24 protein-coding genes are annotated in these 25,168 nt (G+C 43.5%); 17 read left to right on the forward strand and 7 right to left on the reverse strand.

Translation table 11 applies throughout. From position 1 onward, the window contains the following. Positions 1–30: 30 nt before the first annotated feature. Complete coding sequence (locus tag PAENI_RS19710; RefSeq protein WP_149646451.1) at positions 31–552, forward strand: mismatch-specific DNA-glycosylase; 522 nt, start codon at positions 31–33, stop codon at positions 550–552. A 157-nt stretch (positions 553–709) separates the two neighbouring features. On the opposite strand, the gene PAENI_RS19715 is transcribed toward PAENI_RS19710, so the two are convergent. Continuing rightward, the gene (locus PAENI_RS19715) at positions 710–1,645 is read right to left on the reverse strand and encodes an MraY family glycosyltransferase (RefSeq protein WP_042124401.1); all 936 of its coding nucleotides are present in this window, start codon (positions 1,643–1,645) and stop codon (positions 710–712) included. Positions 1,646–1,814: 169 nt separating this feature from the next. Between PAENI_RS19715 and PAENI_RS19720 the strand changes: the two genes are divergently transcribed. After that, entirely contained in the window at positions 1,815–2,516 is a 702-nt protein-coding gene (locus tag PAENI_RS19720) for a YjjG family noncanonical pyrimidine nucleotidase (RefSeq protein ID WP_149646452.1), read from the forward strand. A gap of 58 nt (positions 2,517–2,574) precedes the next feature. Here PAENI_RS19720 and PAENI_RS19725 read toward each other — a convergent pair whose 3' ends face one another. Further along, complete coding sequence (locus PAENI_RS19725; RefSeq protein ID WP_149646453.1) at positions 2,575–3,552, reverse strand: ring-cleaving dioxygenase; 978 nt, start codon at positions 3,550–3,552, stop codon at positions 2,575–2,577. 167 nt (positions 3,553–3,719) lie between these two features. On the opposite strand from PAENI_RS19725, the gene PAENI_RS19730 reads away from it, so the two are divergent. The 3 genes from PAENI_RS19730 (at position 3,720) to PAENI_RS19740 (ending at position 6,859) form a co-directional block, all read left to right on the forward strand. Then, positions 3,720–4,517, forward strand: coding sequence for an AAC(3) family N-acetyltransferase (locus tag PAENI_RS19730; RefSeq protein WP_149646454.1), 798 nt, complete (start codon positions 3,720–3,722; stop codon positions 4,515–4,517). A gap of 118 nt (positions 4,518–4,635) precedes the next feature. Continuing rightward, complete coding sequence (locus PAENI_RS19735; protein ID WP_076283885.1) at positions 4,636–5,568, forward strand: manganese-dependent inorganic pyrophosphatase; 933 nt, start codon at positions 4,636–4,638, stop codon at positions 5,566–5,568. Between the two features lie 184 nt (positions 5,569–5,752). Then, on the forward strand, positions 5,753–6,859 hold the full coding sequence (locus tag PAENI_RS19740) for a Glu/Leu/Phe/Val family dehydrogenase (protein WP_149646455.1): 1,107 nt from the start codon (positions 5,753–5,755) through the stop codon (positions 6,857–6,859). Positions 6,860–6,941: 82 nt separating this feature from the next. On the opposite strand, the gene PAENI_RS19745 is transcribed toward PAENI_RS19740, so the two are convergent. Further along, on the reverse strand, positions 6,942–7,625 hold the full coding sequence (locus PAENI_RS19745; protein ID WP_149646612.1) for a peptidylprolyl isomerase: 684 nt from the start codon (positions 7,623–7,625) through the stop codon (positions 6,942–6,944). Positions 7,626–7,829: 204 nt separating this feature from the next. Between PAENI_RS19745 and PAENI_RS19750 the strand changes: the two genes are divergently transcribed. Beyond that, positions 7,830–9,035, forward strand: a complete 1,206-nt coding sequence (locus PAENI_RS19750) for an MFS transporter (RefSeq protein WP_076283887.1) — start codon at positions 7,830–7,832, stop codon at positions 9,033–9,035. Positions 9,036–9,127: 92 nt separating this feature from the next. Here the strand turns inward: PAENI_RS19750 and PAENI_RS19755 are convergent, their stop codons facing one another. After that, positions 9,128–9,526: a hypothetical protein gene (locus PAENI_RS19755; RefSeq protein ID WP_076283888.1), complete on the reverse strand. Its 399-nt coding sequence runs from the start codon at positions 9,524–9,526 to the stop codon at positions 9,128–9,130. Between the two features lie 224 nt (positions 9,527–9,750). On the opposite strand from PAENI_RS19755, the gene PAENI_RS19760 reads away from it, so the two are divergent. Together PAENI_RS19760 and PAENI_RS19765 are read left to right on the forward strand one after the other, a co-directional pair. Beyond that, entirely contained in the window at positions 9,751–11,649 is a 1,899-nt protein-coding gene (locus PAENI_RS19760; protein WP_149646456.1) for a sensor histidine kinase, read from the forward strand. A gap of 114 nt (positions 11,650–11,763) precedes the next feature. After that, the gene (locus tag PAENI_RS19765; RefSeq protein WP_256721605.1) at positions 11,764–13,674 is read left to right on the forward strand and encodes a sensor histidine kinase; all 1,911 of its coding nucleotides are present in this window, start codon (positions 11,764–11,766) and stop codon (positions 13,672–13,674) included. Between the two features lie 16 nt (positions 13,675–13,690). On the opposite strand, the gene PAENI_RS19770 is transcribed toward PAENI_RS19765, so the two are convergent. Both PAENI_RS19770 and PAENI_RS19775 read right to left on the reverse strand, forming a co-directional pair. After that, the gene (locus PAENI_RS19770; RefSeq protein ID WP_170880314.1) at positions 13,691–13,930 is read right to left on the reverse strand and encodes an NHLP leader peptide family RiPP precursor; all 240 of its coding nucleotides are present in this window, start codon (positions 13,928–13,930) and stop codon (positions 13,691–13,693) included. 94 nt (positions 13,931–14,024) lie between these two features. Next, positions 14,025–14,960: a hypothetical protein gene (locus PAENI_RS19775; protein ID WP_149646457.1), complete on the reverse strand. Its 936-nt coding sequence runs from the start codon at positions 14,958–14,960 to the stop codon at positions 14,025–14,027. Positions 14,961–15,064: 104 nt separating this feature from the next. Here PAENI_RS19775 and PAENI_RS19780 point away from each other — a divergent pair, with 104 nt between their 5' ends. Continuing rightward, positions 15,065–15,358 carry a hypothetical protein gene (locus PAENI_RS19780; RefSeq protein WP_076283892.1) on the forward strand — a complete coding sequence of 98 codons (294 nt, stop codon included), beginning with the start codon at positions 15,065–15,067 and terminating at the stop codon, positions 15,356–15,358. 41 nt (positions 15,359–15,399) lie between these two features. On the opposite strand, the gene PAENI_RS19785 is transcribed toward PAENI_RS19780, so the two are convergent. Further along, positions 15,400–17,310, reverse strand: coding sequence for a family 20 glycosylhydrolase (locus tag PAENI_RS19785; protein ID WP_149646458.1), 1,911 nt, complete (start codon positions 17,308–17,310; stop codon positions 15,400–15,402). A gap of 84 nt (positions 17,311–17,394) precedes the next feature. Here PAENI_RS19785 and PAENI_RS19790 point away from each other — a divergent pair, with 84 nt between their 5' ends. The 8 genes from PAENI_RS19790 to PAENI_RS19825 all read left to right on the forward strand — a co-directional run bounded on the left by PAENI_RS19790 (position 17,395) and on the right by PAENI_RS19825 (position 25,163). Next, complete coding sequence (locus PAENI_RS19790; protein WP_188114624.1) at positions 17,395–18,249, forward strand: AraC family transcriptional regulator; 855 nt, start codon at positions 17,395–17,397, stop codon at positions 18,247–18,249. A gap of 539 nt (positions 18,250–18,788) precedes the next feature. Then, positions 18,789–20,213, forward strand: coding sequence for a sensor histidine kinase (locus PAENI_RS19795; protein WP_262495660.1), 1,425 nt, complete (start codon positions 18,789–18,791; stop codon positions 20,211–20,213). Positions 20,214–20,238: 25 nt separating this feature from the next. Beyond that, positions 20,239–20,874: a response regulator gene (locus PAENI_RS19800; protein ID WP_042185164.1), complete on the forward strand. Its 636-nt coding sequence runs from the start codon at positions 20,239–20,241 to the stop codon at positions 20,872–20,874. 265 nt (positions 20,875–21,139) lie between these two features. Next, on the forward strand, positions 21,140–21,880 hold the full coding sequence (locus PAENI_RS19805) for a YveK family protein (protein WP_149646460.1): 741 nt from the start codon (positions 21,140–21,142) through the stop codon (positions 21,878–21,880). After that, entirely contained in the window at positions 21,864–22,505 is a 642-nt protein-coding gene (locus PAENI_RS19810; protein ID WP_149646461.1) for a CpsD/CapB family tyrosine-protein kinase, read from the forward strand. Before PAENI_RS19805 ends, PAENI_RS19810 begins: the two co-directional genes overlap by 17 nt. 83 nt (positions 22,506–22,588) lie before the next feature. Continuing rightward, positions 22,589–23,479 (forward strand): UTP--glucose-1-phosphate uridylyltransferase GalU, encoded by an 891-nt coding sequence (galU, locus tag PAENI_RS19815; protein WP_036676615.1) that lies wholly within the window; start codon positions 22,589–22,591, stop codon positions 23,477–23,479. A gap of 30 nt (positions 23,480–23,509) precedes the next feature. Continuing rightward, positions 23,510–24,202: a sugar transferase gene (locus PAENI_RS19820; RefSeq protein ID WP_042124430.1), complete on the forward strand. Its 693-nt coding sequence runs from the start codon at positions 23,510–23,512 to the stop codon at positions 24,200–24,202. A 19-nt stretch (positions 24,203–24,221) separates the two neighbouring features. Next, complete coding sequence (locus PAENI_RS19825; protein ID WP_262495661.1) at positions 24,222–25,163, forward strand: glycosyltransferase family 2 protein; 942 nt, start codon at positions 24,222–24,224, stop codon at positions 25,161–25,163. The last annotated feature ends 5 nt before the right edge of the window (positions 25,164–25,168 follow it).

Raw genomic sequence — 25,168 nt, forward strand, 5'->3', positions numbered from 1 at the left:
GAACATCGTTTGGTTAGGAGGCATACTCACATGGATGGAATTTCAGATCACCTAGATCATGGATTACAGATTGTATTTATTGGTTTTAACCCGAGTATTCGTTCAGGTGAAGTGGGGCACCATTACGCGAATCCACGAAATAATTTCTGGAGAATCTTGCACAATTCAGGACTTACTCCTCGGCTATACGACGCGTCTGAGGACGGGGACCTACTTAAGCTGGGTTATGGTTTTACAAATATTGTTTCCAGGCCTACACGCGGAATCGATGATATTACCCGTGAGGAATATAATGAGGGCCGCGAATTGCTTCGCTCCAAGCTGGAATTGTATCGCCCACAGGTCGCCTGTTTTGTAGGAAAAGGTGTATATACAGAGTTTAGTCGTAGGACTAAAGCAAACTGGGGATTTCAAGGGGATGTACCTCCGAAGGTAGACGGTGTACGTGAATTTGTAGCTCCCTCTTCCAGTGGATTAGTGAGGATGCCTATGGAGGAAATCATAGGAATTTACCGTAGGTTAGCTGAGTTTACGCAAGAAAGCGACAGATGAGATGATGTGTTTGGCTGCAGAGGTAGGGCCTTAAAGACGTATAAACTTCAAACAATAAACGAGCAAGTTTCCAGATTGGAAACTTGCTCGTTTTTATTACTTCAATGGACTAGCCGATGCGTTGTTTCTTGTACGATACTAATCCGCAAATAATACATCAAGTCTCGATCAATAACAGAATGATAGAGGATAAGGATAGACAAACGCTGATCAAGCATAACACGGCAACGACTTGCTTCTGGCTCAAACCTGCACGAAGCAGGCGGTAATGAGCCTGGGTAGCGTCGGCCTGATAAATGGACTTGCCTTGGATAAAGCGTTTGACGACGACAAAAATATTGTCGAAGATCGGAACGCCCAGCGCCAGAATCGGGATGAACAGCGACAGGGCCGTAGCTTGCTTAAACGCACCGTCGAGTGCGATTACCGCAAGGATGAAACCTAGAAAGGTAGCCCCGGCGTCGCCCATAAAGATTTTGGCAGGCGGTTTGTTATAGCGTAGATAAGCAATGGTGACACCGACGAGTGCAATCGCCATAATCGCAGAAGAGGATTGCCCCTTAGTTAATGCGACAATAAATAGTGTTATGGCCGAAATAGCAGTTAAGGCGCCAGCCAAACCATCCATACCATCCGAGAAATTAATGACAGTGGTTACGCCGAAGATCCAGATAATCGTTAATAGAAACTGTAATACAACGGGTAGAACGATATAATCCCCTGAGAAGGGGTTGTAGAAGCCTGTAAATGCGTTGCCGGAAAGATAAACAAGAACAGCCGCACTAACCTGCACAATCATTTTGGGCAGTGCCGGGAAATCCTTACCTTTTGTTTTGTACCAATCATCTATGGTACCTATGGTCAGCAGTAGTACGCCCCCTGCAAACAGCGCGACGGTTTCCATGGAGAATTCACGGGCAAATACCAGATAGGTAATGAAGAATCCAATGAATATGGCGTAACTGGCCGTAAGCGGTATAGGCTCTCTATGAATTTTACGCTCAACGTCCTGACGAGGCTTGTCCACAAAATCGAGTCGGAAAGCTAGTCTGCCGAGCGGCGGAATTAGAAAGTAGACGATAGAAAAAGACATTAGAAACGATAAAACGTATAATATGACGCTCACCACCGTTTTCTTTTTAAAATAACACAATTCGCTTAAAACTACCTTAAAAAAGTAAATTTTTGTCGTCTGACTGATAAGTTGACTTGATTGTATCACTGTAGTACCTTTTTGAGAAAAGAGTTTTGGGGGGATATTTATGAAATACGACGTTATTTTATTCGATGCTGACGATACATTGTTTGATTACGGAATGGCAGAAAGTCACGCGTTATCTAACGCATTTCTACATGTTGGGATGCCCACAGGTGCTGAGGATTATGCTGCCAGTTATCAGGAGATTAATCATGCGCTGTGGCGTGATTTGGAGCAGGGGAAGATTAGTTCTGCGGCATTACGCGTGGAACGGTTTAATCGGTTATTCGCTACGAATGCGCTGGAGCTAGATCCTGAGGCGTTTAGTGAAGCGTATCTACGTTTCTTAGGCGAGGGAACCTTTCTGATTCAGGGAGCGATCGAGCTGTGCGAGGAGCTTGCCGGCTGTCGATTAGCGATCATTACGAACGGAATTAAAGAAGTGCAAACTTCCAGAATCCAAGGATCACCGCTTAGTGAAACATTTGAGCAGATCATTATTTCAGAGGAGGCTGGTTGTCAGAAGCCGGAGACAGGGATTTTTGATTATGCTTTTGCCAAATTGGGGATTTCGGATAAGGAAAAAGTACTGATTGTAGGGGACTCCTTAACCTCTGATATTCAAGGCGGAATTAATTATGGGATCGATACTTGCTGGTTTAACCCGCTCGGTAAAGAGAATACGTCGGGTGTTCAACCGAAATATGAAATTCGAGTTCTGTCGGAGCTCTTAGACATTGTAGGCAAGACAACGGATCTTCAATAAAAAATAAGGTGTGAGCGCATCAGCGACTCACACCTTTTATTAAGTGAGCTGAAGAATCTTATTGCCGAGTATCCAGCGGCTTCAGATAAGCTTCGATTTGCTGGCGTTTCGATTCCAGAAATGGTGGCAGTGCAAGAGATTCGCCCAAACTTTCCATTGGCTCATCTGTTGCAAAGCCTGGCCCGTCTGTAGCTAGCTCAAAAAGAATGCCGTTAGGCTCACGGAAGTAAAGGGAGCGGAAGTAGAAACGATCCACGAATCCGGAGTTAGGAAGCTGAGCTGTGCGTATATGCTCGACCCATTGCTTCAATTCCTCCTCGTTATCCACGCGGAATGCTACATGGTGCACACCACCTCGTCCCAAATGTTCCTGCTCTAGATCATTACGTTCCTCTAGGTGAACCTCTGCACCTGATCCGCCTTCTCCAGTCTCAAATACAATCACATCTGGCTGGCCCGCAATGGTTGAAGGATAAGTGCCTTTGCGGCGGAAGCCAAGCAATTGCTCCAGTACAACCGCCGTATGCTCTGCACTTTCTACTGTAAGATGTGCAGGACCTAGGCCAACAATCCCATATTCAGCAGGTACCGGGCTTTTAGCCCAAGGGATGCCACCGGCAACACCATTATCATTTTCGTCGGATACTAGAATGAAACGTTGCCCTTCGTGATCACGGAAGGCTAAAGTCTGGCGGCCACCGATTGTTTGAATCGTTTCATGCTCTACCTTAAGCTCGGTGAAACGCTGCTCCCAATAGGTAAGTGCAGCATCATTTGGCACTCGAAGGGAGAGCGCGGAGATGCTGTTATTGCCTGCACGGTTGCGGCCCGCCATCGGGAGTTCGAAGAAAGTTAATTCGGTTCCGGGATTACCCTTCTCATCACCATAGAATAAATGATACACTGAAATATCATCCTGGTTTACTGTCTTTTTAATGAGACGCAGTCCAAGTACTTCGGTATAGAACCTAAAGTTTTCTTGCGCTTTACCTGTAATTGCGGATACGTGATGTAGTCCTTTTAATGTTAATGTCATGTGTAATTACCTCCGTGTAAATGCTAAATGTGAGTAAGTTATATTGTGATCTTTAAAAGATTTAGTGAGTATTATTAAGTAACTATAATTTTAATAGTAAAATGCGATTTTTGCAAGTAGATGTTTATGCATCATAAAATCCAGTTCATACATAAGGAGAGCGTACAATGCACACAACAGCTAGCTTGATGAAACAATTGCAGGAGCTAAAGCTTGATCCACACGGGACTATTCTGGTCCATTCCTCTTTAAAAAGCATTGGGGAAGTAGATGGAGGCGCGAACACAGTACTGGATGTACTCAGTGAATATATGAAGGACGGACTGCTCGTATTGCCAACTCATACATGGGCTTATATTAATGCAGACAATCCAAGGTTCTCTGTTCAAGATTCCCCATCTTGTGTAGGGATATTACCGGAGTTATTCCGTAAACGTCCAGGTGTTGTTCGCTCTTGGCACCCGACGCATTCTGTGGCGGCTTTAGGTGCAGATGCTGAGGAGTTCACTACGGGGGATGAACGCTGGGATACGCCGTGCGCCCGTGGTTCAGCATGGGGCAAGCTACTTGATCGAAAGGCGGAAATTGTACTGCTGGGAGTCGATCTTCGGCGGAATACGTTCATCCATGGCATTGAAGAGTGGGTCGATATTCCAGGCAGAATGACGGATACCCATGAGGAGCTATATACGGTGACGCCGGGTGGAGATGAAATCATGGTGCCTTCTCGCAGACATTGTGGCCTCTCTTGGTCGGAGCATTTTTGGAAGGTGGAGCGTGAGCTTGAAGAGGGCGGTGCCATGCGCAAGGGTAACTTTGGAGACGCGTTAGTCAGGGTATGTGGCGCGGTAGAAACGACGGATATCCTAAGCCAGATGCTGACAGAGAATCCGGACCTTTTCTCGGATAATGAGCCACTGCATGGGGAGGACAAGCCGGTACCACTTCCAAAGACTAGGGCGTGAGCAACCTTAGAAGAGGCTAATTGAATGCCGATAAAGCATTTTTCAAACCACACAATCTGGAAGCCGCTATCAATGTATGGTATATTAATCTCACTAAAACATAGTAAGGAGATTGGAAATGGAAAAAACTTTGGTTTTTGGACACAAAAATCCGGATACGGATACCATTTGTTCTGCAATTGCTTATGCTGCACTCAAAAAGGAATTGGGCTGGGATGCTGAGGCCGTTCGTCTGGGCGAGGTTAGTGGTGAAACGCAATTTGCGCTTGATCATTTCGGAGTCGCTGCTCCTCGTCTGGTAGAGAACGTAGCTGGTGAAGCAAATCAGGTTATTCTTGTTGACCATAACGAACGCCAACAAAGTGCGAATGACATTGATCAAGTACGCGTGGTTGAAGTTATCGACCATCACCGGATCGCAAACTTTGAGACTGCACATCCGTTATACTATCGTGCTGAGCCAGTAGGCTGTACAGCTACTATTCTTAACAAGTTGTATAAAGAAAACGGAGTTGCTATTCCTAAAGAAATCGCCGGATTGATGCTGTCTGCGATCATTTCTGATTCCTTGCTGTTTAAATCACCAACTTGCACTGCGGAAGATGTAGCTGCAGCACGTGAGCTTGCTGAAATCGCTGGTGTAGATGCAGAAAGCTACGGTCTCGACATGCTGAAAGCTGGAGCTGATCTTAGCGACAAGAGTATCGCTCAACTGATTTCCTTGGATGCAAAGGAATTTAAAATGGGTGAATACAAAGTTGAAATCGCTCAAGTGAACGCGGTGGATGTTAATGATGTTCTCTCCAAACAAGCTGAACTGGAAACTGCACTTACTTCCATTATTGCTGAAAAAGAATTGGATCTGTTTTTGTTTGTAGTTACAGATATCCTCAATAACGATTCTGTGGGTCTGGCTCTGGGTCGTGTTGCAGGTGCAGTAGAAACGGCGTACAATGTTAAGCTTGATGACAATAAAGCACTTCTCAGAGGTGTAGTATCCCGTAAATCGCAAATCGTTCCTGTTCTTACAGAAACAATTGCTAAGCTGTAACGCATTTTGACAATTGCACTCTGTTCGGTGCAGTAGCCATTCATATAAGAGCCACGTCATCCATTGAAAGTTATAAGGGTGACGTGGTTCTTTTTGTTTTACGACACATTCTGCTACAATACTTTGAGAGGTAAGAGTAACAACCAACATCTGGAATATAACAAAGAGATAGGGGATATTAAGAATGGAATTGTTTGCAGCATTGGAGCGGGACGATTACGAGGAACTGTTATTTTGTCAGGATAAAGCATCAGGATTAAAGGCAATCATCGCCATTCATGACACGACATTAGGGCCCGCACTGGGTGGAACACGGATGTGGACCTATGCTACAGAAGAGGAAGCGATTGTTGACGCGCTTCGATTAGCGAAAGGGATGACGTACAAAAATGCAGTATCCGGCCTAAATTTAGGCGGTGGGAAAACGGTAATTATAGGGGATCCCAAGAAGGATAAGAATGAAGCGATGTTCCGTGCTTTTGGAAGATACATACAGGGCTTGAATGGACGTTACATAACAGCCGAGGATGTTGGCACTACAGAAGAAGATATGAACATTATTTATCAGGAGACAGATTATGTTACAGGTACATCTCCTACTTATGGTTCCTCGGGTAATCCATCACCAGCGACGGCTTACGGCGTATACCAAGGGATGAAGGCAGCGGCCAAAGCAGCGTTTGGCAGTGATTCGCTCGAAGGAAAGACTGTAGCCGTTCAAGGCGTTGGGAATGTGGCTTTTTCGCTGTGTAAGCATCTTCATGAAGAGGGCGCTCAGCTTATCGTAACCGATATTCATAAAGAAGCTGTGGGGCGCGCAGTAGAGGCTTACGGTGCCAAAGCAGTCGATCCCGCAGATATTATCAGTACAGACTGTGATGTCTATGCTCCATGCGCACTCGGAGCAACGATCAATGATGAGTCCCTCCGGGTAATTAAGGCGAAGGTGATCGCAGGCGCAGCCAACAATCAGTTAAAAGAGGCCTATCATGGCGATACTCTGCACGAAATGGGCATTGTGTATGCTCCTGATTATGTGATTAATGCTGGTGGAGTTATTAATATTGCGGATGAACTGAATGGTTATAATAAGGAACGTGCGTTTAAACAGGTTTCAAAAATTTACGATAACATCACCCGCGTGCTTGAAATCTCACGTCTAAATGGAATTCCTACTTCTGTTGCGGCAAATCAGCTTGCAGAGGAGCGGATTTCCTTATTAAGAAATACTCGTAGTACTTTCCTGCGTAACGGTCAACATGCTCTTAGCAGAAGATCAATACGGGGATAAGACGCTTAGGTACTTTCATTAGTCTTTCACAAGCAAAAACGCCGTTGGCGTCCTTTAAGGACGCCAACGGCGTTTTTGCTTATTATTGTACCTTTTGTGGTTCTGGGTAAGTGACGCCCAGTGTGTCGACGGTTACTTTCTTCATCACTGGTGGCTCTTCTGGACGATCTGAACTGTCTGTTTTCAAGCCAACAATGGATTTAACCACGTCCATGCCTTCGGTAACTTTACCAAAAGCGGCATAGCTTCCATCTAGACTAGGATAAGCTGCATCCATAATAAAGAACTGGGAACCGGCAGAATCTGGAGCCTGCGATCTTGCCATGGACAGAACACCTTCCGTATGCAACAGGTTATTAGTAAACCCGTTTCCGGAGAATTCTCCGGCGATGCTATACCCTGGGCCACCCATACCGGTACCATCAGGGTCACCGCCCTGAATCATGAAGTCAGGCATCACTCTATGGAATATAGTGCCGTCATAAAATCCTTTTTGAATCAGTGAGATGAAGTTGTTAACAGTGTTAGGGGCAACTTCAGGATAAAGCTCGGCTTTGATGATGCCTCCGTTATCCATCTCAATGGTCACAACGGGGTGGCTTGCTGTAGCTGAAGGGAGTCCTTCGTTAGCCGCAGCATTTGTCTCGCTGCTTGCGTTATTTCCTGCTGCTCCACTGCTGCTTCCATTATTACTGCTGGCATTGTTATTGGTAGGCTTATTACCGCAACCTGCTGCAATAACCATCACCAGGCATAACATGACCATTAGGATAGCAGATCTTGCTCGTGTAGACTTCACTAATCAATCTCTCCTTTTTCTTGAATAATCTCGTAGGTACTTCTCATAATAACCTCTTTGTCCCTTTACATGCAAAGATCAGTTGTGACATGTGGGATTGGCACATTCTCAAAAGAGGTTTACAATAATAGGAATGTTTCCGCGAGAACATCAAGAAAGGATGTGTAGATCATGCGCTTTTCATGGAAACGGAACTTGATCGTGCTTTGGGTGGGTGTCTTTTTTTGTAGTACGGCGTATTCGATCTCTATTCCGTTCCTCTCTATTTTTTTGAGTGACGAGCTTGGGGTTACGAATCATTTGGAAATTTGGTCCGGGGTTAGCTTTGGCATAACCTTTCTAGCCAGCGCTTTAATTTCTCCCTACTGGGGTTCCCTCGCCGACAAATATGGTCGGAAGCCGATGCTTATTCGCTCGGGCTTCAGTTTGGCAGCCTTATATCTGATTAATTACTTCGTGCATGATCCTTACGTCTTTCTGATCGTGCGCGTACTGCAAGGATTGCTTGCTGGATTTGTTCCGGCTGCGATAGCCATGGTGGCTACGAACACACCTGAGGATAAGACCGGTTATGCGCTGAGTATTATGTCTACAGCCGGAGCAACGGGCAGTATCATTGGTCCATTGATCGGCGGTGTAGTGAGCTTTTACACAAGCAATCGGGTTGCTTTTTTATTCTCAGCAGGTATTGTACTCGTTTCGGCACTTATTGCTACTTTTTTTGCTAAAGAAGAGAATTTTGACCGATCTGCTCCGAGGTCTCATGTAAGTGATGATATCAAGGAAGCGCGAAGCAATCGCGCATTTATGACTTTGCTATCGCTGGCGGGGATAAGCACCTTTTCTGTTATGATTCTGGAGCCGCTTATTCCGATACATCTACTAGACATGGGAATCGCCAAAAGCAGCGCCTCGCTAAGCTCAGGAATTGTATTCTCCGCTGTGGGTATTGCTACTGTGCTAATGGCTCCGCAGTGGGGGAGAATCGGAAGCCGGAAGGGCTTCGGGATGATCTTGTTCATTGGATTAATCGGTGGAGGTATTGGTAATATTCTGCAATTTTTTGTTACAGGGTATGTGGAATTCGCCGTTCTTCGTTTTGCCTACGGCTTGTTCTATGCAGGTGTGCTTCCATCTGTAAATGCAATGATTGTACAAGTGATTGAGCCCGGGTTTCGCGGACGTGCTTTTGGTCTCAACCAAGCGGCATCTCAACTCGCGACAATGGCCGGGCCTATTATAGGCGGCTTACTTGGGGCTTTTATCCAGATCCGCTGGGTGTTTGTGATCAATGGGGTGATGCTGCTTGTAGCAGCGGTATTGGTTAAGACCCGTAAGCTGGATTCCCAAATTGCAGCAGCGCGTTCAGCAGAATAACCGGCTGCTCAAGAGTAACCATTAATGAAGAAAGTGCTCATATTGAAAAACAAATAAAGCCGCCGGATCCTAGCCCGGCGGCTTTATATAGTCTAATCTCCCTGTGATCCATTTAAGACGTCCGTTCCAGGCATGCCATCTACTGGTGGTGAAGCAGGGTCGATGATGGATCCAGGATACACCTCATCTGCATCAGGAATATCTTCCAATGGCGGATCCTCCTCTTCCATTTCTAGCAGCTCCTCGTCCTCAGCATTATCGCTGCTTGTTAGTCCTGCCGTTTCAGCAGCGAGGAATGCATCGGATTCCAGTAAGTCATTTCTTTCGAGTGTTTCCTCAGGTTGGTTTAAACCAATATCCGCCGCCAAATATTTATCGCCAACCAACACGGGGTCGGCATCTTCATTGACAACATCCTCTACATCAATATCAGCTTGTATATAACGTTCATATGCAAAATCGGCTTCAGTTTTATTAGGTGTATCTTCCATAGCCGTTCACTCCCTCGGTAGGTTAAGATTTGGACTTCTCATATGTATCTTTACCCGATTGCCTATGATCGAATCGTTTTATAAATAATCAGGGTAATAACGCCGATAAATAACGTCTTTTTTCGAGAAAATTTACAAGAATAGGCAGGAATAGTGCGAAGGTTGTCGAAATTAAGAATCATATATGATCATTTATACAACTAATGAATTACTGAGGTGCTACGATGAAGTTGCCAAAACCAAAGATAGCGGCTACTTTGCTATTATTTCTATTGCTAACAGCAATAGTGCCTTACGGTGCGGCGATAGTGAGTGCTGGATCATCAGACTCTGCGCTGCCAAGTTGGGAGATTAGATTTGGAAATACAGAAGCAGAGACTGTCGAAGAAGCTGTAGCAGCTTCAGATGATGAATGGATTCGCGTAACGCCTCATAATAACAAACCAGAGACGCCAAAAGGTACATCCTCAGCGTGGCTCCGGTTTTCTTTGCCGCAAATGAGCGAGAAATCCGCGTTATTCATTAATAAGGTATATGGAAATAGCGTCAAAGCTTATGTGAATAACGCGTTAGTATATGATTCTGAGAATAAATACAATTTCAACGGCAGCAAAATTCTAATTCCTTTATCCACAGAAGATGGAGGGAAGGAACTATACATATGGACACACGGAGGAAGCAAGGATTTAGGAATAGAAGGCGAAATAAGGGTAGATCGCTACAGTGAGCTGTTGTCCATTTATGTGAAGCAGGGCTTAATGGATATCATCATTGGGATGACGTTTATCTTTATAGCTATTGTCCTGTTTATTTGTTCATTATTCTTGAGAAAAGGATTTTTTACGGCCGGATTTTTGTTGGTGTTAATTCTCTTATCCATTGGAGTCATAGTGGTTACGTATTCTTCGTTTTTGCCGATCATCCTCGGGGATTATGGGAAAATCGTGCTTGTATTCTTTGATTTAGCGTTGTACACCTTGTTGCCATCCGTAACCTTTTATTTTGAGAAAATATTCGGTTCAGGAAAAAAGCAAATCGTTACCCGATTCCGCAAGTTTCAAGTGGTTTATTCTATATTCTGTCTTTCACTAATGGTTATTAATATCCTTCTTTCTTATCAGCTGGAAGACTTTTATAGATTGATGACTGCTAACGTTCTAGGCGTCTTTATGATTGTGCAAATTATATTACTGTTAAGCTTAGCTTTTATTCATACTTATCGCGGCAATGGGGATGCTATTGTTTTTACTACAGGGTTTACAATCTTTGCATTTGTATCTCTTGGCGAATTGGTCGTATACTACATTTCCAGAGAATCCTATCAATTATATTGGTGGAAGTGGGGGATGATGGTTTTCGTATTATCCTTAATCGTCATTCTTGGGAGAAGGTTTACGAGAAACCATGAACAACTCGTTGAATATTCTCGTAAGCTTGAGACGTTTAATAATGATTTACAGCGTTCCGAGAAAATGGAGATTATAAGTGAATTGGCAGCTTCTGTAGCGCATGAGGTACGGAATCCTTTACAGGTAACCCGTGGTTTCCTTCAGATCCTAGGAGAACGGTCAGATCATAAGGAGAGGGAGTATATGCAGATGGCCATCGCAGAACTGGATAGAGCGACGGTTATTATCTCAGACTTCCTTACCTTTGCTAAGCCGGGGCTAGAGACTATTGAGAGTCTAGATGTATCCGAAGAGTTACGGCATGTGTCGGGTATCCTCTCTCCGCTTGCGAATTTGCAAGGGGGAGTCATTGAACTCAACCTGCAGTCGGAACTCTGCGTGATTGGATCATCTGCTAAATTTAAACAAGCGTTTATTAATATTATAAAAAATAGCATCGAAGCTTTACAGGATAATGGATTTATTAGAGTTACGGCCTGGAAATCCGAAGCCCATGTAATGATCAGTGTACGTGATAATGGGGAAGGGATGAATGGTAGTGAGCTGGCCCGATTGGGTGAGCCTTATTACTCTAATAAAACAAAAGGAACAGGGCTTGGGCTTATGGTAACCTTCCGAATTATTGAGGCGATGGAAGGGACAACTGAGTTTCAAAGTGAGAAGGGGGAAGGAACGGAGATTATTATTAAATTGCCAATGGCTAGAAAAAATTAGGAGAATTTAATGATTATTCCGTTTTTTAGAAGGAAAGGGTAGTATAGTGAGCGAAGTAGTAACACACAGAATATTGTTTCTGAAACTTCCTTCTGAGGTGCCTATATGCGCTTGATGGTTAGAATACTCCACATTACAATCACCCTTTCACTCCTCCTGGTAGGTTGTGGCTCTATTATTGTATCGGCGGCGAACCCATATCCATCTCAAGAAATTACAAAGTGGCAAATGAAATGGGTGGACGAAACAGGAGATGCGGGGAAAGAGATTCCGTGGAGTGAAGGCCAGCAAAGCTGGATGAACGTAGATTCTAAGAAGGAACTCCCAGAGTTACCTTCAGGAGTATCCTCTTCTTGGACCCGTATTTCCTTACCCGATTTTAGTTATGTGTCTCCTTCGGTGTATATCGATACTTTATATGCTCTTCATGTGAAAGTGTATGTGGAGGATCGTTTGATCTTCGAGGAGAATCGTAAATATATCAAGGATAACTATTCTTTGCTGTTGCCTTTAAGTAAAGAAGATAACGGGAAAACACTATATATCTGGACAGAAACCATGCAAGACAGAATTGGAATTAAAAAAAGTGTAATGATCGGTGAACATAGTCAATTAATTAATGAATATATTGAGAATGGACTTAGTGATGTGATTTTGGGCTGCGCTTTTTTTCTGGTGGCTATCGTTCTTTTTATAAGTGCTCTATACATAAACAGAGATTATTTCTCCAGTGTTGCTTCACTAGCAGTGGTTATAGCGGCTACCGGAATCCTTTCTATAACCTACTCCCCCTTCATCTATACCTTTTACAATAAATTGGGGCCAATTAGTAACGTTTGCCTAGACTTAGCCCTTTTTTCACTTCTCCCAGCGCTTACCTTTTTATTTGAGAAATTATTCGGTAGTGGTAAATTCAGTATCATTCGAAAATTTCGTCAATTTCAAGTGCTTTACTCTTCTTTTTGTTTGTTATGTCTTTTAATCAATCTCCTATCAAATAATCGCTATATTGAGTTCTATTATTTTATTTCTACCACCATTATAGGGGTTATCCTTATCCTCCAATTCATCCTGCTGATCGCATGTGTGGTTATGTTCTCTCTTAAAGGAAATAAAGATGCTATTGTGTTTGCCATTGGATTTGGAACCGCTGCGTTTACTGTAGTTGCAGAGCTATTATGGTATTACATCCAAAAAGGGAATTATGATTTGTTCTTGTGGAAGTGGGGGCTGGTTGCTTTCATTATTTCCTTGATCGTAATTCTGGAACGAAGATTAGCCTATAACCATCAACAGGTTGTTAATTACTCTAGAGAACTAGAGCGTTTCAACAATGAATTGGAGCGTTCGGAAAAAATGGAGATCATTAGCGAGCTTGCTGCATCCGTAGCTCATGAAGTAAGAAACCCACTACAAGTCACCCGGGGATTTCTTCAGCTGCTTAGCGAGAAATCCGTTAACGAAGAGCAAATTTATATGTCAATGGCCCTAAGTGAACTAGATCGTGCATCCAATATTATTACAGATTTCTTAACCTTTGCTAAACCAGAATTTGAGACAATCTCTAGTCTGAATTTATATGATGAATTCAAGCATATTGAGAGTATTATGCAGCCCTTGTGTCACATCAATGGAGGAAAAATGATTCTGGATGTATCCGGCCAATTATGGGTAAAAGGAAATTCCTCGAAATTTAAGCAGGCGTTCATTAACATTATCAAGAACAGCATTGAATCATTCAGTGAAGAAGGGTTCATTTATATGTCGGTGTACGGTGAAGATAATAAAGTGATTATTCACATCAAAGATAACGGGGAAGGAATGGACCCTGATGTTCTGCACCGACTCGGAGAACCATATTTCACCAAGAAAAATAAAGGAACAGGTTTAGGATTGATGGTTACCTTCCGCATCATTGAAGCTATGCAAGGTGAAGTGAGATTTACAAGCAAAAAAGGAGTAGGAACCGAATCCATTACCATACTGCCATTGGCAGAAGCTCCGGATGATTCCTACTCCCTATGAGGTTAATCCTGCTGTCTTACCAAGAACCGCGTGGTGCTGCGGTTGCTTTCAATACATCTGATGATGGACTTGGTGGGATTACAAGATAGAATTCATTTGAACCTTCTTCAACGGCTTTCAAGGTAACGCTGTCGGGAATGATTACGCCTAGCGCTTCTTGGAGAGCTGCTTTTGGATCTGCGAGTAGTCTTTGCTTAAAACTTGGATCTTCCCATGCCTTTTGAATGACTTGATTTCTAAGAACTGCTTCTGACAAAATAATCACCCTTTCCAAAATGTATATATTTACCTTTAATAATATAACATAGCAATTGTGCTAATACTATTCTTTTTATTACAAAATAATAGAATTATTGTATATTTTTTGACAAATAATAAAACAAGCCTCCACCTTGTAAAAGCTGCTTTTCTGCTTCGATAGAATCTGAGATCTGTTGTAAGTTCGTCACCAACATGGAGTGGAATGCTAGGAGATGAGGTATATCTAAGCTGGAAGCCATTACTTTGCGATGCGTATCCTGCGCTAGCTCAGCATAGGTACGTAGTCCGTTTGCTGTAAACAGGAAGAATTCGACCTCTTTTGATGTGAGTGTGGTTGCTTTATCAGTGGATAGATAGCTTCGTGTGAGTGAGAGGAGACAATTATAGCTGCCTTCTGATAAATCTTCGTTCCAGTCTTCATAGTCGTCAAGCATTTGCAGTGTAAGCAGAACAGAGTCGATCATTTCCTCAGACTGCGGTACAAGAGAATCCTTACCAGATAGCAGAAGGGCAGCGGTGCTGGATAGTTTGAGCGGACTGGCTTTATAAGGGATCTTGATCCGATCATTAAGAAAATAATCACTGGTGGTTTCATTACTAACACTGTCTGCCCATTGAGCGATATAACGATTGAACGATGTCCAGAAAGAGGAGTCATTCGGAAATAAAAGTCTGTAGATATTCAAAAATTCAACATAGAGTAGGTTCGCTAAAGGTAATCTTTCGTATGTAGAGGATTCTTTGCTGTCCATCAGGTCATCCTGTATGAAAAAATATAGCATGAAGAAGACATTGCCCATCGACATTTGACGGGTAATTTCTGCTGAGAGCCCACAGCTTTTCTGAAGCCAAAAGGGCAATAGATAACATATGTAATTTTTGTGGCTTTCCGCATTGAATACGTTAAAATGTTCAAGATAGGACATGCCTTGTGAATTTAGAGGCTCAGGAAATTCGGAGATGATCTTTCTACTTTCTTGAAATACTAAGCGGAGTTCTTCTTCGTAATCATTTAGCCAATCCATTGCATCCCTCCTACAATAAAATTGCAAAAAAACTGGTTCTTTCGCCCTGATTATATCCTTCTCTTTATTCCATTACAACTAAAATTTAGGAGGTTTAAGGACGAATGGAGTGTTATACTTTTGGACAAATGCTTATGACTATTCGAATGGGGCAAAAGGCTGAAACGCCAGACGGCCGCATTGTGATGCGTACCTCTGCGGGACTTATTTGGACCAATGGGATATTGAATGGAAAAACAGTAGAAATCAAAGATTATTTGTTCTCTGATCTGTGGCAAATCTATGAGGATGAGGAAAGCATGAAAGAGGGAATTGGCAGAGAAAAGCATGAAAAGCGGGAGCGGGAAATGCTTGAAAATCAATATGAAGAGCTGCGCTTAGCGAGTCGGAAACGTTGAATTCAACGTTCGACTCGCCAATTGCAGCTATGATAAGGAAATTACTTTGATTTCAATGCTTCGTATTGACCTCTAAGACGTAGAAGTCTCCAAATACTTTGATCTAAGCCACCGAGTCGGTTGCGCTCGGTCCACAATAGACGATATTGATGAAGAAGAACATTCAAATCATTGATTTGCTCCGTAATCAGATTAGGGTCAATCGAATCTGGCGCGGATGCCAGCAGCAGTTTAGTTCTTCCAAGCTGCACAGCGTGCTTCACAAAATGGATTCCGTTACTCAGTTCCTTAAGAACAAGATCAGCATCAGCACATTGAAGATCAAGCCCCGAGAGACGTGCCTCTATAGAGAGCATGTATTCTTCGAGATTGTTGAAATGCTCTTCGGTAAGTTTCTCTACAATTAACAAATTGTCGAGATTAGTACGAAGAAGCAGGGACATTTCCGTATCATTTGAACGAATAATCTCGGATTCAAGCTGATAGTAATTGCCGAGATCGAGAAGTAATTGACCAATACCCTCGGAACGATCCGCGAAGATGAATGTATTTAAATATTTTGCAGTGTCTACATCTAGATTGTTATCTACATTCCAGGAAAGCGCAGCACCATAAACATATCCAGTGTAGCTGATTGGGAGATGCTGCCAATGCCCGTGATCACCCCAATCGGTAATGAGATAGCCGATAGAACCATTATTTTTGCCATGAATAGCTGCACTACGCAGATTGGCAAACATATTGTCGCTACGCCCTGTAATGGAGTTCCATGAGCTGGTACCTGGGCAGACATAGAAAGGAATGCCTGCTTCACGGAATTTGAGGGTATCCGACTCAAAAGGATGTTCCGCACTGTAACCCCATTCCATAGCAATAATATCTTTAGGCAGGTGAGGGATCAGTTCGGGATGTTGGATAATAATATCGCCCCAGAATTGCATCGTCTTGCCGCGTTTCGTAACAAGCTCATAAATCTTCTGAAGAAAAGATAAATAGATCTGACCTTTACCTTGTGATTCAGCCAGCGCTTTGCTTTTGCCAAGACCAAGCTCATACGTCTCATCACAGCCTACATTAAATTGATTAGAGGAGAAGTATGGAAGCAGATCGTCGAACATTTTTTCTAGCAGAGGGAGCACGGCAGGATCTTCGGTATCAAACGTACCGGGATGCATGAATAGTCCTTCTGGATATACATCCCCCATGTACAATTCCTTGGGAAGCATAAATCCCTCTGGAATTTCGGCTAAATCATTGAATTCAGGACGGGAAAGCCAGCCTTCCATATGTCCAAAGCTGTTCTGGTTTGGAACAAGCTCAATATAACGCGCCTTACAGTAGGCATCTAGAAGCAAGATTTCCTCTCCTGTGATTGGAGTCTCAAGCTCCCACACTTGAGGGAAAGATTCGTACGCGAACGGCGTACCTTCTATATATAGCTGAAGCTGGTTCATCTTCAGATCTGCCATAAGGTCAATGATTCGGTACAAGGTTTCTTGCTTTGGAATTTTATTGCGGCTGATATCAACGGTTATCCCTCTAGCTCCAAAATCAGGTTCATCGCGAATATGCAGATGAGGAATAGATCTGCCACTTTGTTCTATGATTTGTTTCAGAGTGGCTACTGCGTAGAAGGCACCGACAGGTGAACTATAGGAGACAACGATACCGCTCTGATCAATAACTATTTCGTATGCCTGCTCAGATAATGACGGCACATAGCTAAAGATACAAGCGGATACAACCGTTGGACGTGTGCCAATAGATAAGGTCAAATGAAGATTTAAGGCTTGTTTAATCACAGCTTGCAGCTTTTGTGCAGCAGGCATTGAACTTTGCTCTCCCGTACTAGGAAGCACAATGCTTCCGCTTATTGGGAAACGGTATGAGTCTTGTGACAATGTGATTTCACGCGGATTAGGCAGAAGCAGTAGTGTAGAATGATTAAGCATAGTGTGGACACCTCTTATTCATGTAGAATATGATCAACTTCACAATAACCTTATCACTACTAAACAGAGGGGGGAATGTCTATAATGTCCAAGCGCATGGATTATATGATCAGTCCATTTCCAATACGAATTATTGATCCGAAGGTTGAGTCCTCTAAGCTGAAGCTTAAAAATATTAGAGTAGGACAAGCTGGCCATTTGCCTGGAAGAACGTTATTCCGTTCAGGCGTAGTTTTTGAACACTGGGCTATTGTTTACATAGTATCAGGTGGTGGCACCTATATGGAGACTTCGGGGAAAGAACAGCAGGTGCGTGAAGGCAGCTTATTCTTTTTTCGCCCAGGATACAGTTACAATTTCGGCCCACCACCTGGAGGGAGCTGGGATGAGTATTATATTAATTTTAATGGGACACGTGTATCGGAATGGCTGGAGTCGGGTCTAATCGCTGGCGGGAATGTGTTCCAAGCGAATTCGATCATGGGTCTTTCGACCTTATTTGAAGAGGTACTACAACGAATGGAGAGTGGAGAACCTGCAGATGCGGATCGGGCCTCACTACTCGTTGAAAGGATGCTATTGGAGTGTTCTTTTATAATAGAAGAAAAAAGTTGGAATGCTCAGGCGGATTATATGCGTCAGATTCGGGAGGACCTGAATTTATGCATTTATGGTGAAATGGACCTAGAGCAAATTGCGGCAAAACATCATATCTCGATGTCTACCCTTCGTCGTCTTGTTCGGCGTAGTAGCGGGTATCCGCTTCATGAATATATTCACCGTCTTAAAATGGCTGAGGCCAAAAAGCTGCTTCTCAACACCTCATTACAAGTGAAAGAAATATCGGGCATGCTTCATTATAATGATCCATTCTATTTTTCACGTTTATTTAAAAAGTATATGGGGATTGCGCCACAGCTTTGTCGTAGTAACATTTAAATCGACATCATACTACTAGAGTCCCAATGAGAATTGTTATAATTGTATAATTGTTGTCGTTTTATAAGATATGTTGAAAATTATGGGTTAATATTACATAAATACGTTAGTTCTTAATAACTATAGTGGATAAAATGACAAATTTTAGGTATAAAACCTTCTAAAAAAATAATAAATTTTTTGTAACTATTTTTCAAATGGAAGCGCAAACATGGAAGATGTCAACTTGTTATTGTGATTTTTCTCATGTATGATGCTTTTATCGAGCACAGTACAATCTCGCATTTTCCAAAAAAACTGGAGAATAGGGTGGTGGGATGAAAATCAAACCAACTGCAGAAGACAAACTGATTGAGTATTACAGGTACTTCTCTTTGTCCCTCACATCGCTCATGTATCTTCTAGATAAAACGGGACCTTCCGTAATTTATAAATCCCTTGTTATAGCCATACTCTTTCTGTTTGCACAAACGTTCTTATTTTTTTATCGGAGGTTACGAAGCAGGCCAAAGACCCTCGTCCTGGCTGTTAGTATAGAGATGGTGGGAATTATTGCATTGACCTTGTTTACCGGTGGGTACGAGAGTTCCTTTAGGCTCTATGTGCTAAACCCTGTATTGATTGCTGCGGGCTCATTGTCCATTTATTTTGGATGGTCGCTGCTTTTAAGTTACATCAGTATTTTTGCGGTGCTCTGTTATTTTTTTATCAATTCTGCGAACAAAACTTTTTTGGAAATTGTATTTGTAAATGGGAATCTGTTTCTAACACTGGTACTTACGGTTATAATAATGCAGATCGTTAATCGGATGAAGCGGCAACGTGAAGAATCGAATGCTCGCACGAAAGAGACGATGGAGCATATCAAATCGCTGTACCATATCGTGGAAACCTCAAGCCAACATGATTTCATGAATATCGGTCAAGTGATCACCGATTATGTTGTTAAGCTAACGAAGCTGGATAAGGCTTTGTTTTGGTTCGCCAAGAAAAGCGGAGAACCAGCACCGCAGAGCAGGCAGACCGGCTGGCAGCAGGAAGAGGAACAGTTCTTATTCTCAGAACTGGGAAAACATGAACATGAATGGAGATTGCAGCGAGAGCCTATTTTTAGAAATCTTCCGGGATTAGGAGATTTCCTGCTGATGCCTGTACGGATGAGCACCCGATTTGTAGGGATGATTGGACTCAAGCTGGAGTCTACAGAGGGGCTGGAAGGCCGCAGATGGTATATTCAACAATTGATATTCTTATCTGAGCTAAGTGCGAATATTCTTGAAAGGCATGAGCTTGGTGTGATTGAGAACCGGTTGATCATCACGAACGAACAGAACCGGATTGCGGATGAAATGCACGACAGTGTATCCCAGAGCCTTTTTGGTATTGTGTATGCGACGCATTCGCTGAAGGAATCGTGGAAGAGAATGTCAGATCATGAGCTAGAAGAACAAATTGAGCTTATTCATGACTCTGCTACAAAGGTTGCTAAAGAACTGCGGATCACGATCTACAGTCTTAGCTCCAAGAAGAGTGGCGGGCCTACATGGCTCGGTATGGTAAGATCACATTTGAAGAGCTTATCCAGATTAAATGATGTTGATATTGAATTAAAAATAACGGGAGATGATTTCAGTCTCCCTTATCCTTACCACAAGGCGCTTTTTCGAATTATCTCCGAAGCCACTGGTAATGCCATCAGGCATGGTGCTGCCAGTCGAGTGGATGTAGAACTGTCTCTGAAGCCGACTTGGATTCGATTATTGATTTGTGATAATGGTGTTGGTTTTGATACTGATTTGTTATGGATTGAATCCGAAGATAGTGCGAGTGGGCTTGGCATGAAGAATATGCAATATTTGACGCAGTCGCTAGGTGGCGACTTCCAGCTGTCCAGTAATGAAAATATGGGAACGAGAATCTTGATTTCCATTCCTGTGGGTGTAGCTGAATTAAAGAATGCATAAACTTTAGGGCGGGAGGTCGTTTCTAATGAAAATCGTCATTGTAGATGATCATCCTCTAGTTAGAAGAGGGCTGGCATCCGTTATTTCGATGCAACCGAATGTGAAGTTTGCTGGAGAGGCGACGAACGGCCAAGAAGCGCTTCTTGTGATTGAGGAGACGCAGCCTGACCTTGTACTCATTGATCTTAAACTAGCGGATGAATCAGGACTTGATGTCATCAAGAAAGCGCGTGCTCGTGGAATCGTTAGTAAGTTTATTCTGCTGACATCATCTGCAAGCAGAGAGGATTTTCTGAAAGCTGAGGAAGTGCTGGTAGACGGATATGTACTGAAAGAGGCATTGCCAGAAGAGTTACTATTTGCTATCCAGTTGGTCCATAAAGGAAGAAAGTATTATGATCCTGGTCTGATGGAAGATAAGATGCGAATGAGTGAAAGCAGTCCGACAGATGAATTGACCCCGAAAGAGAAGGAAGTCTTAATCGAACTAGGACAGGGCGCTTGCAACAGAGAAATTGCCTCACGTCTTTTTATTAGTGAATTTACAGTGAAAAAGCATGTCAGTCAGATTTTAGCGAAATTACAGGTGGCAGATCGTACACAGGCAGCGCTTTACGCAAATGCTGTCGGATTGACCAAATATGAAATGTCTTATGAGTGAAAGTTGAACTAATTTATAAGCATTGTACATAAACACGGACTGGATGTCCGTGTTTTTTTGTGCGTCAAAACTTAAATTAGCCCTAAATATGGCGCTAAAGTATACCCCACCCCCCTCTTAAGGAGTACAACGTCTTACTCCAAAGTGAAGAGGAAAGTGATGGTATGAGCCATGTGGCGAATGGTGTGGATTGATAGAATTAAAGCAACAACTGAAACTTTCATGAATGCTTTCAGAATGTAATTTTAGCGGAAGGAGGGTTACTGTGGAAAAGACGATTCTGGATTACATTAACCTGATTAAAAAAAGGTTTTGGCTCATCATGGTGTTCGTTTTAATCTCCTGTGCTACGACTTACTACGTTAGTAAAAACTTCGTTGAACCCGTCTATTCCGCTTCCGGACAGCTGCTTGTCAACAATATTGCCAAGGCTCCCGAGAGCAACAATCTTAACGATTTGAGCTTTAGCCTGAATTTAATTGAGAGTTACAAGGAAATTATGAAATCACCGACCATCATGAAAAGCGTAATAGAAAATCACCCGGAGTTTGGTCTGACGGCTGATGAACTAAGTCAGAAGCTTGAGATTAAAACTTCAGAGAAGAGCCAGGTGATCAACCTCAATGTTCAGGATGAAAACTACACCAAAGCTGCCGGGATCGTAAATGCGGTTTCGCAGACATTCATTCGTGAATTGCCATCGCTGATGAGGGTAGACAATGTTACCTTGCTGACACCGGCCGATCCGACTGATGTTCCAGGGCCCTCGAACGGCGGGTTTGCGATGAATCTCATCATCAGCTTTGTAGTATCGCTTATGGCTGCCCTAGGAATTATTTTGCTGATGGAAACTCTTAACGGCACATTAAGGTCTGAAAAGGAAGCGGAATATGACCTTGGTCTTCCGGTAATTGCTTCGATCGCAACCATTCGTAAACGCGATATGGGTAAGGCAGCAGGCGGCAACACAAGAGTGAAGGAGGGTGCTTATGTTACGGCTAAATAAGAGTCTGGTTACGGACGTTAATCCATCCTCGCATATCTCGGAATCGTTCCGATCGCTACGCACATATATACGCCAGCTTGGAATAGCGCAGGGTAGCGGAGGAAAAGTGCTACTCTTTACGTCAGCAGAAGCTGGAGCAGGCAAGACGACGATTTTGTCAAATCTAGCGGTGTCTTTCGTCCAGGATGGCAAGAAGGTAGCGGTGGTGGACTGCAATCTGCGACATCCCGGTCTTCATACAGTGTTTGAAGTAGAGGGTAGTGACGGGCTTGCGGCTTATTTAAGTGGGCAAGAGGAGGTGGATAACATCGCTGTCCTCGGAAATTTGGCCAATCTTTCGGTCATCCCGGCGGGTAAAACGCATGTTAGTCCGCCGGATTTGCTAGGTAACCCCAAAATGACCGCTTTGCTTGAGGAACTAAAAGAAAACTACGATCTGATCCTGCTGGATTCTCCTTCGGCAGTCGATTTCAGTGATGCTCGTATATTGGCACCTCAAGCGGACGGCGTGATCCTGGTGGCCAGATACGGAAAGTCCAAACGGGAATCGATTCGCAAAGCGAAGACGCTGCTTGAACAGACCGGCTCTAATCTAATCGGAATTGCCATGAACCAGGCGAAGTAAATGTTTATGCTTTCGAAGTAAGTTTTGCTCGAAGTCAAATTATTGAAGCTAATGCTCACAAAACTTTTAGGAGGAAAAGTGCGATGAAAAAGGTGAAAAAAGTAATCATACCCGCGGCAGGACTAGGTACGCGCTTTCTTCCTGCAACGAAAGCCATGCCTAAAGAAATGCTTCCGATTATCAATAAACCAACCATTCAATACATTGTGGAGGAGGCTATTGCTTCCGGTATTGAAGATATCATCATTGTTACTGGTAAAGGTAAAAGAGCCATTGAAGATCATTTTGATAATGCGTTTGAGCTGGAGTCTAGGCTTCTGGAAGATGGAAAGCTGGATCTGCTTAAAGAGGTTCAGCGTTCAGCCAAGGTAGAAATTCACTATATCCGCCAGAAAGAACCAAAGGGTCTGGGGCATGCCGTATGGTGTGCAAGACGGTTTATCGGTGATGAGCCATTTGGTGTCATGTTAGGCGATGATATCGTCACAGGAGCCGTACCTTGCCTCAAGCAGCTGATCGATCAATATGAAGAAACACAAAACTCGGTTATCGGAGTTCAAGAGATTCCTGATGAATTCACGAATCGTTACGGTATTATTGAACCCGATTTGCAGGATGGTAAATTGTATCGGGTTAACAATTTTGTAGAGAAGCCGCCACTAGGTACGGCACCTTCCAATCTGGCAATCATGGGCCGTTATGTGTTTACTCCGAAGATCTTTAAGTATCTTGATTTGATGGAAGAAGGCGCTGGCGGAGAGATCCAATTGACAGATGCCATTCAGAAGCTGAATCAGAGTGAACGGGTATATGCCTATAATTTTGACGGAACAAGATATGATGTCGGCGAACGGCTTGGATATATTTTGACAACACTTGAATTTGCACTGCAGAGCGAAGATTTGCGCTATCCGGTGATGGATGCAATGTCGGAATGGCTGAATAAAATGGGACAAACCAGCTTGAGTAGTTAAGTTGAGTTCGCAAAATTTTAGATGAGGAGGATGAGCATGCAAAAACTGCCGGAAGACTACGAGGCGGTCCTGCCGAAACTTTACATGCTGCATACCGATGAGAGAAGGAAAGAAGCAGAGTCCTATTTGATAATGAAACGGATGATCGATATCTTTTTTTCCGCTCTTGGTCTTCTCGTGTTAATGCCATTATTTGTTGTCGTGGCGATTCTGATCAAGCTGGAGGATCCGAAAGGAAAGGTGTTCTTTCGGCAAAACCGGGTTGGGAAGAATGAAAAGCAATTCCCGATGTATAAGTTCAGATCCATGGTTAGTAACGCTGAGGAGTTAAAAGAAAACCTGATGGCCTATAACGAAGTGAGCGGTGCCATGTTCAAGATTAAGAACGATCCGCGGATCACACAAATAGGGAGATTCTTGCGCAAGACGAGCATCGATGAGCTGCCTCAGCTGTGGAATGTGCTGATAGGTCAAATGAGTCTGGTCGGTCCTCGTCCTCCGCTGCCTGAAGAGGTGGCTCAGTATACGGAATATGACAAACAGCGTTTGACGGTTACACCAGGCTGTACCGGATATTGGCAAGTAAATGCCCGAAACAGTGTCGGCTTCGACGAAATGGTACAGCTGGACTTAACCTACATCCATATTCGGAGCACCATGCTGGATCTAAAAATCATTGCTAAAACCGGACTGATGTTACTCGGTTCAAAAGATGCTTATTAATAATGTGGAAATTAGGTGAATGCCGATGCGTGAATACGGAGACGTTCCTAAGCTTTCCATTATCATCTGTACCTACAACAGAGCACCTTTATTGATCAAGACGCTTCAGTCACTTTTAAAGCTGGATCACTTAGAGCAGGCGGAGATCATTGTTGTGGATAACTGTTCCAAGGATGATACTGAAGCTTGCGTCAAAAAGTTTATAGGAAAGCATGGAGCTGATGTGGATATCCGCTACATGATGGAGCCGATGCAGGGGCTTTCAGCGGCTAGAAATACAGGAATTCTGGCTTCCAAATCGCCGCTGATTGCCTTTCTCGATGATGATGCGATACCTTGCCAGCGTTGGATAACAACGATTGTCAGTACTTTCGAGAGTAAACCGGAGGTCATGGCTATGGGAGGCAAAATCGCTCCGATATTCGAAAGTAAACGTCCGGACTGGTTGATTAAACCCTTTGAGCTTCCGTATACGATTGTTGATTTAGGTAGCCGGATTAAGGAATATCCCAAGCAACTTCATCCTTGTGGGGCCAATATGGCGATGCGGAAGCTCGTATTCGACATCAGTCTTTTTCCCCTGGATCTCGGAAGAAAGGGTGATTCTCTACTCTCCGGTGAAGAGACCTGGTTATTCGGACAGATTCAAAAAGAAGGGCATTCCATCCTCTACCATCCGGAAATGGCGGTTGACCATTTCGTTCCGGCGGCCCGTTTGACGGAAGACTGGATTATGAGGCGCTATTATAGCCAAGGTATTTCTAACGCTATGAAAAGCGAAGGGTTAAAAGGCAAGCTAATTCTAGTGGGAAAGACAGCCGCTAAGCTCGTGTATATCCTGGCTGATTCTATTCTCTCAAGGAGCAAAGGAAGAAGGCTTTTGAACAAATGCAGGCTGGAGAGTATTCGTGGAACGCTTCATATGATTCTCAATCGGGAGAGGCATTCCGCAGCGGGGTGAGGGAT

The sequence above is a fragment of the Paenibacillus sp. B2(2019) genome, assembly GCF_008370385.1.
Lineage (GTDB): Bacteria > Bacillota > Bacilli > Paenibacillales > Paenibacillaceae > Paenibacillus_AQ.

Coding starts and splice junctions, on each gene's coding strand:
- PAENI_RS19710 (WP_149646451.1), top strand. CDS start 31: ATGGATGGAATTTCAGATCACCTAGATCATGGATTACAGATTGTATTT.
- PAENI_RS19715 (WP_042124401.1), bottom strand. CDS start 1,645: ATGTCTTTTTCTATCGTCTACTTTCTAATTCCGCCGCTCGGCAGACTA.
- PAENI_RS19720 (WP_149646452.1), top strand. CDS start 1,815: ATGAAATACGACGTTATTTTATTCGATGCTGACGATACATTGTTTGAT.
- PAENI_RS19725 (WP_149646453.1), bottom strand. CDS start 3,552: ATGACATTAACATTAAAAGGACTACATCACGTATCCGCAATTACAGGT.
- PAENI_RS19730 (WP_149646454.1), top strand. CDS start 3,720: ATGCACACAACAGCTAGCTTGATGAAACAATTGCAGGAGCTAAAGCTT.
- PAENI_RS19735 (WP_076283885.1), top strand. CDS start 4,636: ATGGAAAAAACTTTGGTTTTTGGACACAAAAATCCGGATACGGATACC.
- PAENI_RS19740 (WP_149646455.1), top strand. CDS start 5,753: ATGGAATTGTTTGCAGCATTGGAGCGGGACGATTACGAGGAACTGTTA.
- PAENI_RS19745 (WP_149646612.1), bottom strand. CDS start 7,625: ATGGTCATGTTATGCCTGGTGATGGTTATTGCAGCAGGTTGCGGTAAT.
- PAENI_RS19750 (WP_076283887.1), top strand. CDS start 7,830: ATGCGCTTTTCATGGAAACGGAACTTGATCGTGCTTTGGGTGGGTGTC.
- PAENI_RS19755 (WP_076283888.1), bottom strand. CDS start 9,526: ATGGAAGATACACCTAATAAAACTGAAGCCGATTTTGCATATGAACGT.
- PAENI_RS19760 (WP_149646456.1), top strand. CDS start 9,751: ATGAAGTTGCCAAAACCAAAGATAGCGGCTACTTTGCTATTATTTCTA.
- PAENI_RS19765 (WP_256721605.1), top strand. CDS start 11,764: ATGGTTAGAATACTCCACATTACAATCACCCTTTCACTCCTCCTGGTA.
- PAENI_RS19775 (WP_149646457.1), bottom strand. CDS start 14,960: ATGGATTGGCTAAATGATTACGAAGAAGAACTCCGCTTAGTATTTCAA.
- PAENI_RS19780 (WP_076283892.1), top strand. CDS start 15,065: ATGGAGTGTTATACTTTTGGACAAATGCTTATGACTATTCGAATGGGG.
- PAENI_RS19785 (WP_149646458.1), bottom strand. CDS start 17,310: ATGCTTAATCATTCTACACTACTGCTTCTGCCTAATCCGCGTGAAATC.
- PAENI_RS19790 (WP_188114624.1), top strand. CDS start 17,395: ATGTCCAAGCGCATGGATTATATGATCAGTCCATTTCCAATACGAATT.
- PAENI_RS19795 (WP_262495660.1), top strand. CDS start 18,789: ATGGTGGGAATTATTGCATTGACCTTGTTTACCGGTGGGTACGAGAGT.
- PAENI_RS19800 (WP_042185164.1), top strand. CDS start 20,239: ATGAAAATCGTCATTGTAGATGATCATCCTCTAGTTAGAAGAGGGCTG.
- PAENI_RS19810 (WP_149646461.1), top strand. CDS start 21,864: ATGTTACGGCTAAATAAGAGTCTGGTTACGGACGTTAATCCATCCTCG.
- galU (WP_036676615.1), top strand. CDS start 22,589: ATGAAAAAGGTGAAAAAAGTAATCATACCCGCGGCAGGACTAGGTACG.
- PAENI_RS19820 (WP_042124430.1), top strand. CDS start 23,510: ATGAGCATGCAAAAACTGCCGGAAGACTACGAGGCGGTCCTGCCGAAA.
- PAENI_RS19825 (WP_262495661.1), top strand. CDS start 24,222: ATGCCGATGCGTGAATACGGAGACGTTCCTAAGCTTTCCATTATCATC.